Genomic DNA, 9,256 nt, shown 5'->3' on the forward strand with positions numbered 1-9,256 from the left:
TTTCTGCTCATGACTTCTATCATTACGATCACCTTTAGCCCCTGCATTGATAAAAGCACATCTGTTCATTCATTGATCCCTGAAAAAAAATTAAAATGTTCAACACCCAAGTTGGAGCCCGGTGGCGGCGGCATTAACGTAGCAAGGGCTATCAAAAAATTGGGCGGTGAAGCAACAGCAATATTTCCTTCCGGTGGCTATACCGGCAAATTCCTGAATCATCTGATAGAAAAAGAAAATATCCTCTCCATCATTATTGAAACAGCCAACGAAACAAGAGAGAATATTATCGTCGTAGATCAATCCACCAATAATCAATACCGGTTTGGAATGCCCGGCACCACCTTAACTGAAAGTGAATGGCAACATTCTGTGAAAGCAGTGGAGGAAGCCTGCAATGGCGGTTATCTGGTGGCCAGTGGTAGTTTGCCACCGGGAGTACCGACCGATATTTATTCACGCCTTGCGAAAATTGCACATAATAAAAACGCAAAGTTCATAGTTGATGCATCCGGCGACGCCCTGAAGTACGCCGTCAAAGAAGGTGTTTACTTATTGAAGCCCAATCTTGGCGAACTAAGTTCACTTGCCGGTTTGAAATGGATCGACGCTGACAAGGCAGAAGAAGTTGCCCGGCACGTCATTGATAAATTTCATTGTGAAATAATCGTGGTCTCCATGGGAGCAGATGGTGCTATGCTTGTAACCGCAAAAGATTCGTTCCGGATGAAGACACCAAAGGTGGAAAGAAAAAGTACCGTGGGCGCCGGTGACAGTATGGTGGCAGGCATCGTTTTTAGCCTCAATAATGGAAAAAATCTTAAAAATGCTTTGGCCTATGGCATTGCCTGTGGCACTGCTGCTACCCTGAACCCTGGTACTGAACTTTGTAAAAAAGATGATGCCGACAGGTTATACCTGCAGATCAATCAATCATCCTGATAATATTATGAGGATTGTCATAACTTCAAATGAGTGGACTCATTCTTCATAGTTAAGCGGGTGGTTACTTTACAGTCTTTATTACCAATAAACTATTTTTTATGAACAAAAATGATAAGGTATTGATTGCACTTGTCGCCGGTGCGGCTGTGGGAGCCCTGTTAGGAATTTTATTTGCGCCTGCCAAAGGAAGCGAAACAAGACAAAAGATCGCTGAAGCACCAGGAAAATTAGCCGATAAGCTGGAAAAAGAATTCAGCCGTTGCAAAGAAAAATTTGCAGGCAAGGAAAATGAACCAGTATGATGTGATCTGTACGCTGCGGAAAGAAAAAAACAAGAAGGCAATCATACCAAAACAGGTTCTTACATTTTAAAAAATCTTTTTGCTGATGCCGGAAAAAGTTATTCAACTGGAAAACATCAAAGGCTTATCTGCAAAAGATATTGAACCGCTACGCCGGCAATATGGTAAAAATATTTTCCAGGCCGAGCCATCCAGGCGTTTCTTTCATATCGTGTGGGATATTGTAAAAGAACCCATGTTTATTTTGCTTGCCATTGCCTGTACACTCTATTTCATCCTGGGAAGCATTGACGAAGGTATCATGACGGCATTAGCCATAAGCCTGGTTACTACTATTTCTCTTTACCAGGAAGTAAAAAGCAACAGGGCATTAGAAGCCTTAAAGCAATTGACAGATGCCCGGATCACCGTTATCAGGGATGGCAAAGAGATCATATTACACTCAGAGGATTTGCTCCCCGGAGATATCATGCTATTGAGCGAAGGGATGAATGTACCCGCTGACGCCATCATCCTACAGGAAAATGATCTCAGCATCAACGAGTCAGTTATTTCTGGAGAGTCGTTCCCGGTTGAAAAAAATGAAACGGAAGGAAGTAATATTTTATACCAGGGTACTACCATCAATGCGGGTAAGTGTGTGGCACAGGTTAGCGCTATTGGCAACAACACCGTTTTAGGCAAGTTGGGCAAAACAATTGGAACCTACCAACCACCTAAAACATTGCTCCAACAACAGATCAATCGTTTTGTCCGATACCTCGCTTTTTTTGGACTCGCCGGCTTTTTTATCATTTTTTTATTGAACTACTTCGACAACGGCAACTGGGTCACCAGTTTGTTGTTTGCCCTTACACTTGCCTTATCCGCAATACCTGAGGAAGTGCCGGTAGCGTTCTCCTCTTTTATGGCACTGGGAGCCTACAAAATGAGTAAGCTAGGCATTATTTCGCGGCAGCCACAAGTGGTAGAAAACCTCGGAGCTGTCAGTGTTATTTGCCTGGATAAAACAGGCACTATCACTGAAAATAAAATGGAGGTAAAAACCATTTATGATTTTAATTCAGATGTATTAATTGAGCTGAATGAAAATTCCAGCTTGCAAAACACAGAGGTTTTGCGATATGCAGTATTAGCCAGCGAACAGGATCCTTTTGATGCTATGGAAAAAGCAATATGGGATGCGGTTAAAAAATACCAGCCCCGGCAGCCATTAAAAATAAACTATGAGTATCCACTGGAAGGCAGGCCGCCGATGATGACACATGTTTACATCACAGATGGTTCAAGAATCGCCGCGGCAAAAGGCGCAGTAGAGCGCATAATAAAAGTATGTCAGCTCGGTGACGTTGATAAAAATACCATCAGCCAACAAACAAGGTCGCTGGCTTCGAAGGGATATCGTGTTTTGGCAGTTGCCAGCAGCAGGTTACAATTTGACAGGCCATTACCAGCAGCGCAGGATGATTTTGATTGGCATTTTGAGGGCTTATTGGCGTTATATGATCCACCCAAAAAAAATATTCCCGGTATTATCAGGGAATTTCATGATGCGAAAATCGAAGTGAAAATGATAACGGGAGATTATCCCGAAACCGCCGTCAACATAGCAGGTCAGTCAGGTATGCATCATCATCAACATTATATTACCGGTGACCAGGTTACAAACATGAGCGATGTTGAGATACAGGAGGCGGTAAAGAACACCAACATCTTTGCAAGAATGTTTCCCGACGCTAAATTGAAAGTGATCGAAGCGATAAAAGCCAATGGTCAAATAGTAGCCATGACAGGTGATGGCGTTAATGATGGACCAGCATTAAAATCGGCCAATATCGGAATTGCCATGGGTAAAAAGGGAACGGAAATAGCCAGGCAAGCTTCGGACCTTATTCTAACGGACGACAATCTTGAAAGAATGGTAACGGCTATCCGCGAAGGAAGAAAAATTTTTACCAATCTTAAAAAAGCAATCCGCTATATTATTTCGATTCATATCCCTATTGTGTTGACCGCATCCATCCCCATTATACTTGGATGGGCATATCCCAATATTTTTACACCCATCCATGTTATTTTCCTGGAGCTGATCATGGGGCCCACCTGTTCTATTTTTTTTGAAAGGGAACCGGTTGAGGGCAATAGCATGCTGCAAAAGCCGAGACAAAAAGGAGATAGCTTGTTTACCCGGCAGGAAATATTTATCAGCATTCTGCAAGGCTTGTTAATAGCGATTGGCTCACTGGCATTATATTTTTATTTCATGACGAAGGGCACCTCGCTGGAACAAACAAGAACCATTGTTTTCACCACCTTGATTCTTAGTAATATCTTTTTGACTTTTGTGGATCGTTCTTTTACGCAGACCTTTTCTCACACGATCCGGTATAAAAATAATCTTGCCCCTGTTATACTGATCATCTCTACCCTCTTCCTCGTTGCCTTGCATTTCGTCCCATTTGTCCGGGAGCTTTTCCAACTGGCAACTATAAGCCGGCAGCAATTCTGGCTTTGTCTTGGGGTGGCGTTTACCTGTGTGTTTTGGTTCGAAGCATACAAAATAGTTCGGCTATCTGTCTTTAAAGTGAAATAAATTTAAGCGAACCTTCTGACAATGCCATTTAATTTACATTGATCTTTGGATGGCAGGTGCTAATACCCAATAAACTGTATAAAGGACAAAATCCGGCATAAGAAGTAATCAGTGGTAGAATAGCCACAAGCCCCCACCAGGATTTAAAATACAAGCCTGCTGCACCGATTGCAATGGCTATTATCAACCGGATTGTTCTGTCTGTTTTGCCAACATTGCATTTCATATATGTGTGTTTAAAACGGTTTACTAACAATATTACCTTTCGCTACTATCCCATTTTTTACCATGTTCTTTACAATGAGCTGACCATACTCGTGACCCAGGCTTTCTGAATTCGCCGGATCAAAAGACTGGGTTTGTACTGAATACAACAATTTTTGCGTACCCATATCATAGAAATTACTTTCCCAGAAATATTTAGTATCGGTGACATAGTATCCCGGTTCATAAATCCGTCGGTTCATCGTGCCATAATAGCCCCAGAAACGATTGTAATAATAGCCATAAGGTGAGTAATTGATATAACCCGGAACATACCTTTTTTCCTTCTCTTTATCCAGCAATACAATGGTTACTACCGCATCGACACCACTATTATTTAGTTTGGCCAGCGCAGCTTCTTCATCCATTTTCTCAAAAGCTTTCGGCCCATATTCTTTTAATGATGATACCGCATTATAACCCAGTGCCTGCAGGTCACCGACAAAATGATTTTCCATGTTTTCACGAATGGTACGATCAGTTTCCCGGATAAGGCCCAGCACGAGTATCTTATTGTATTGTTTGGGCGATACATTTTCATCTTTCCATGAACTGGTAATCCTGGAAGAAGTACATCCTGCCAGGAACAGTGCAATTATACCCAACCACTTTATCGTTTTCATATTTTTTGTTTTATGATTCAAATTATAGAAAGCACCAGCCTCAAAAAATGACAAGCATCATTGGGCTGCCAGATTATTATCAGGCGTTTCTCTTGTCCAGTTAAACTTGCCATATACGTCTTCAAAAAATAAAACCCGGCCCGACGAATCGACATCAGCAGGGTTGTACCATACGATCACGGGCATTTGTTTATCAGCAGGCACCATAACAGGTGATTGATTTCGTAAGCATCCTTTTTCTTCAAGTGTATCTATTGTCAAAGGATTTTTTACAAGCAGGTGTGCTAACTCCATGGGCTTGCTCATCCGCAGGCATCCATGACTGAAGTAGCGCTTGTTCAGCATAAATGCATTCTTAACTGGTGTATCATGCAGATAAACACTGTAAGGGCTATAGAAATTAAGCTTTATCAGCCCTAATGAATTATCGCAGCCCGTGCTCTGCCTGATGATATAAGGGAAATACCTGGTACTTAGGCTTTGCCAGTTCACAGTATAAGGGTCTATAATTTTTCCTGACAGATTCAGCAGTTGAAAATTACCTGCAGCCAGGTAGCCGGGATCTTTCTTTATATGAGGCAACAGTTCTTTGGTGGCAATACTAAACGGCACATGCCAGTAAGGATAAAGCACCAACTCTGTTATCCGGCTGGCCAAAGTGGGTGTCGGGGTTGATTTTTTTCCTAATACCATGCGCATTTCAAGAATCACCTGTTGCTTGTGGTATACTTTCATATAGGCTGCCGGAATATTTACCACGATAACCGGCTGACTTTGCGCCAGGCAATTCAACCAACGATAATAATTGACCGAAAGATTTAACTGTTGCAGCCTGGTGGCAAGCGGCACATTTAACTCCGCCAAAGCAGTGGCCCGTAACACCCCATCAGCCAGCAACCCAAACTGCCGCTGCGCTTCCTTTACTCCTGCCTTCACAAGACTGTCTGTCAATCTATTTTTAGCAGTGTCAAGAAGAGATAACTGCCATAGTTTTATAATCAATGGTAGGTTAGCAGCATTTACTTTGGAAGAACGGATAGCCGTTTCCTTGAAACTGCTATCAGCCATCACCCGGTTATACCATTGAATTCTATTTGTCAGCGACTGTATTTGGGGAAGAGTAGTGTTTAACCGGCGTGCTAATACGGGTAATTCATTTTTCAACATAGATTCTGCCAGCAATGCCGCGATATTGGTGCAGCCCGGTACGTAGTTTATACCATTATAACCCAATGCAGGACTGGTATTTCCAAAAGTAATATCACTGTAAAACTGAATGGCGGATTGTGTAATCTTTATATCCGCCCTGATTGAATCAGCCTGGTTTTGTAAATGAAGTTTATCCTGTAGGACCGAAGCTATAAAATCAATATCGTAGTCTTTTGACTGTAGCCCCCAATCAGCCGCTTGTTTTAAAACGGAAAGCAGAAAAATACAGTTTGTTTTGTTTTCTTTTTGTATCCAGCCTGTCATAAAGCCAATCTTTTCATAAAAGATGCTTTCGTTTCGGCGGGATTCAGCGGAGCCGATCTTATTTTCAAATGAAACAAATTGCTTTACAGCAGCCGGGGAAATTTGAGCAAGGCCTGTCAGGCTGATTACGCAAAACAGCGATATGATGATTTCTTTTTTCACAAAACGTAGCAAACGAAGCAGATGAGCAATATCCCGAACATTGATTTGAACAGGGCGGTGAAAGCCATTCCCGGATTTCTTATGCATCAACTAAAAAGCCCCGCCACCCTTTGTGGCGGGGCATTAAGCCATACAGTAGCTGGCTTATTTTACAGCGATATGCTTCGCTGAAGATTTTTTTGCCTCCTCGTACCGGGGTAGGGAAATTTTTAACACTCCATCTTCATACCGGGCATCAATCTTTTCCTTGTTTACTTCATCGGGCAGTGTAAAACTGCGACTGAAAGAAGAATAGCTATACTCCCGCCTTGTATAACGTTTGTCCTTATCTTCCTTGCTTTCTTCCTTTTGACTGCTGATGGTTAACATATTGCCATCCACATCAATATTGAAATCATCTTTTTTCATGCCGGGAGCGGCCAGAGATACCAGGTATTGGTCTTTTTGTTCAGTAATATTCACAGCGGGTACGTTCATAACGCGGCCACTATTATCAAACCATTCGTTCCAGGGTTTGAAGAAATCGTCAAATACGGAAGGCATTCTTTCTGAAAGCCTGCTTAATGCTTGGGTTCCCATAAAAACCTCCTTGTTTTTGTGTTAGAATATTTTTACATCACAAATCTATTTTTTCAACTTCTTGTAATAAACGATCTGCGTCAGCAAAAACCTTGAGATTAATCATACATTGCAGCAATGCAAGACTGGCGGCTAACTGAGTCTTTTTCAATAAAGGGTGAACAGGGAAAGGTGCCCCTGATAAACTGGCAAGCCCCTGACATGACAGATATTGATTATCAATAAAACTATCGAACAAATCCTGCCTAACCAGGAGGACAGCATTTCAAAAGCCAATTCACTGCAAGCTGGTCAAGACAAACAAATCCATAGTTAATATATCACTTTATGAGAAAAGGTGCAGCCTGAATCTTATTATAGCTATAGATGAAGATGCTTTTTACGTAAGCGCTTAAATTCTGGCAAAATGGGATTAGGGGGCAATGATAACTTGGCCATTCCATTAAATACCCGACACCTGAACGGCTGGCAAATGTGAATCGACCTCGGTGAATCATCATGATGTTTCCTTCATTTGTTGACATCTGTGGTTTATAATCATCATAGTTCCACGACCATGTGTTTCGAAACCAAAGCGTAGGCAAAATGCGCAGCGACGCTTCTTCATTTGCCGAAAAACAATTTGTAAAAACCATTTCATACTAGTAGTTGTAATAGGCAAAAACGACCTTTAAAAGATTATCAAAATCCTTCCTTTTGATTTGATTCTTCAATATGGCAAACGCTGGGATTTTCCTTTTGCCTGGTGCCAGGTTGCATTGTTGCGCCCGTATATGATTTCTCTAATTTTCATCCGGAGATATAATCGACGATAAGTTATATAGGAAACAATAAGAATCGCCAGCATAATCAGCGGCAAGATCAATGATCCGATAGCATCGCCGACAGCATAGTGAGCTATAAAACCTGAACACAGTGTAATTGCAAAACCAGCATATAACAACTCTTTCACCCTGCCTTTCACCGCTGGGAGAAGCAATCCAATTACCCCCACAAATTTTGCAACAGCCAACTCTGTCCCGAAATAATCAGAAAATCCAAAATGACTGAAAGATGCTTTCAGTTGACCGGAAAATAAATAGGTCGATACTATCGCCAATATTAATAATGAAAACACCCCGGTGGATGCCCAATAAACAATTTTAATCCTTTTCATAATTTTTTTATTTGACTATTATGAAATGAGTTTTACTTAATGTTTGCCATTATTGAATGGATCAATAAAAGCAGTAGATACCTGGTACAGTAAAGGCGGGAAGAAGTGATAATTATTCCTGTCTACTACGATTTCCTCTAAAATGCTTGTTATCAGACAGTTTTTTCGCAAGTTCCAATCCAGCAAAACCACCACCAATAATTATCACCCTTCCTGTCATAAGTTTCATTTTTTTTACTTCAGTTAGCACTTCATTCCCGCTTTGGTTTTTCAGGCTTCCACAGGTAATATTTTGTTAAGCCATGTTTACGTATCGCACTCGTTTTGTCATAAATTTTTGTCCTGAAACGTTTATGGCTCTTTTTATTCTTTTGTTTTACCTATTCAAATTGCCAATCCTCTGTCTACATCTTTAATCAATTCATATTGACTTCAGATGAAAATAAATGAGGGTCTATAGAAAGTATTGATTCAGTAATTCCGGGACTGTCTGCCAGGTCAATAAGTAAATAAAATTTTCCTGCATGCACCCCCCAGATAACCATCTTTGGATACCGTGTTGAAGGCATGATTTCAGGAACCAATTCATTTAACAAGCCATCCCAGAATGCTTCTTCCAATTCCTCACTAACAGGGCTGTTATTGCTGCTGTTTTTCCTACATAGAGCCCTCTGTGAAAGTGTTGTGTTTGTGAAAATCAAAACTTCCTGATGAACATGTTGCAGTTTCATAATTGAAAGATGTTTTTTAATCCTGATTTTGATATTTGTTTTGAGGGTAATGCACCAGGGAAAATGTAATAAGTAACCAATTTCTTTCTTCATAAAATGACAGGCAATGCATTTCCATCGAAAACGAAATTAGCAGCACACCAGGGGGAGATCCAAATTCTGAGGCGGACAAAAGTTTGATAATGACCGGACAAAAAATGGTAAGTAACCTGACAACGACCGGACAAAAAATGGAAATGTATCCTAAACCCCTTTGGGAGAGGAATTTAATCTGCGTAGCTTTTAGTAATTGAAAGACTTTATGGACGAAAGGGCCACATCGGGAAAAGTATCAGTGATAACAAAAAAACATTTGTTAGCTAAATTTTAGTCAGATACGTTTCGGTGGTTACCTCATCGTCCAGCTGTAACCGTTTACGAAGGCGTTG

General features: G+C 41.1%; 9 protein-coding genes. 3 read left to right on the forward strand and 6 right to left on the reverse strand.

Going from position 1 to position 9,256, the window contains the following annotated elements:
• Positions 1-9 precede the first annotated feature (9 nt).
• The 3 genes from ACFEL9_RS19250 (at position 10) to ACFEL9_RS19260 (ending at position 3,840) form a co-directional block, all read left to right on the forward strand.
• On the forward strand, positions 10-942 hold the full coding sequence (locus ACFEL9_RS19250; RefSeq protein WP_385893659.1) for a 1-phosphofructokinase family hexose kinase: 933 nt from the start codon (positions 10-12) through the stop codon (positions 940-942).
• A gap of 101 nt (positions 943-1,043) precedes the next feature.
• Positions 1,044-1,247 carry a YtxH domain-containing protein gene (locus ACFEL9_RS19255; RefSeq protein ID WP_385893661.1) on the forward strand — a complete coding sequence of 68 codons (204 nt, stop codon included), beginning with the start codon at positions 1,044-1,046 and terminating at the stop codon, positions 1,245-1,247.
• An 85-nt stretch (positions 1,248-1,332) separates the two neighbouring features.
• Entirely contained in the window at positions 1,333-3,840 is a 2,508-nt protein-coding gene (locus ACFEL9_RS19260; protein WP_385893663.1) for a cation-translocating P-type ATPase, read from the forward strand.
• A gap of 28 nt (positions 3,841-3,868) precedes the next feature.
• Here ACFEL9_RS19260 and ACFEL9_RS19265 read toward each other — a convergent pair whose 3' ends face one another.
• The 6 genes from ACFEL9_RS19265 to ACFEL9_RS19290 all read right to left on the reverse strand — a co-directional run bounded on the left by ACFEL9_RS19265 (position 3,869) and on the right by ACFEL9_RS19290 (position 8,921).
• Positions 3,869-4,066, reverse strand: a complete 198-nt coding sequence (locus ACFEL9_RS19265) for a YgaP family membrane protein (protein ID WP_385893664.1) — start codon at positions 4,064-4,066, stop codon at positions 3,869-3,871.
• A gap of 10 nt (positions 4,067-4,076) precedes the next feature.
• Positions 4,077-4,727, reverse strand: a complete 651-nt coding sequence (locus ACFEL9_RS19270; RefSeq protein ID WP_385893666.1) for a hypothetical protein — start codon at positions 4,725-4,727, stop codon at positions 4,077-4,079.
• A gap of 57 nt (positions 4,728-4,784) precedes the next feature.
• A complete protein-coding gene (locus ACFEL9_RS19275) occupies positions 4,785-6,449 on the reverse strand; it encodes a L,D-transpeptidase family protein (protein ID WP_385893668.1) in 1,665 nt (554 codons plus the stop codon).
• A gap of 57 nt (positions 6,450-6,506) precedes the next feature.
• Positions 6,507-6,941 (reverse strand): Hsp20/alpha crystallin family protein, encoded by a 435-nt coding sequence (locus ACFEL9_RS19280; protein WP_385893670.1) that lies wholly within the window; start codon positions 6,939-6,941, stop codon positions 6,507-6,509.
• A 709-nt stretch (positions 6,942-7,650) separates the two neighbouring features.
• Complete coding sequence (locus ACFEL9_RS19285; RefSeq protein WP_385893672.1) at positions 7,651-8,097, reverse strand: DoxX family protein; 447 nt, start codon at positions 8,095-8,097, stop codon at positions 7,651-7,653.
• 416 nt (positions 8,098-8,513) lie between these two features.
• Positions 8,514-8,921, reverse strand: a complete 408-nt coding sequence (locus ACFEL9_RS19290) for a hypothetical protein (protein ID WP_385893673.1) — start codon at positions 8,919-8,921, stop codon at positions 8,514-8,516.
• Positions 8,922-9,256 lie beyond the last annotated feature (335 nt).

It is taken from the genome of Terrimonas alba (assembly GCF_042434975.1).
In the GTDB taxonomy this organism is placed as follows: Bacteria; Bacteroidota; Bacteroidia; order Chitinophagales; family Chitinophagaceae; genus Terrimonas_B; species Terrimonas_B alba.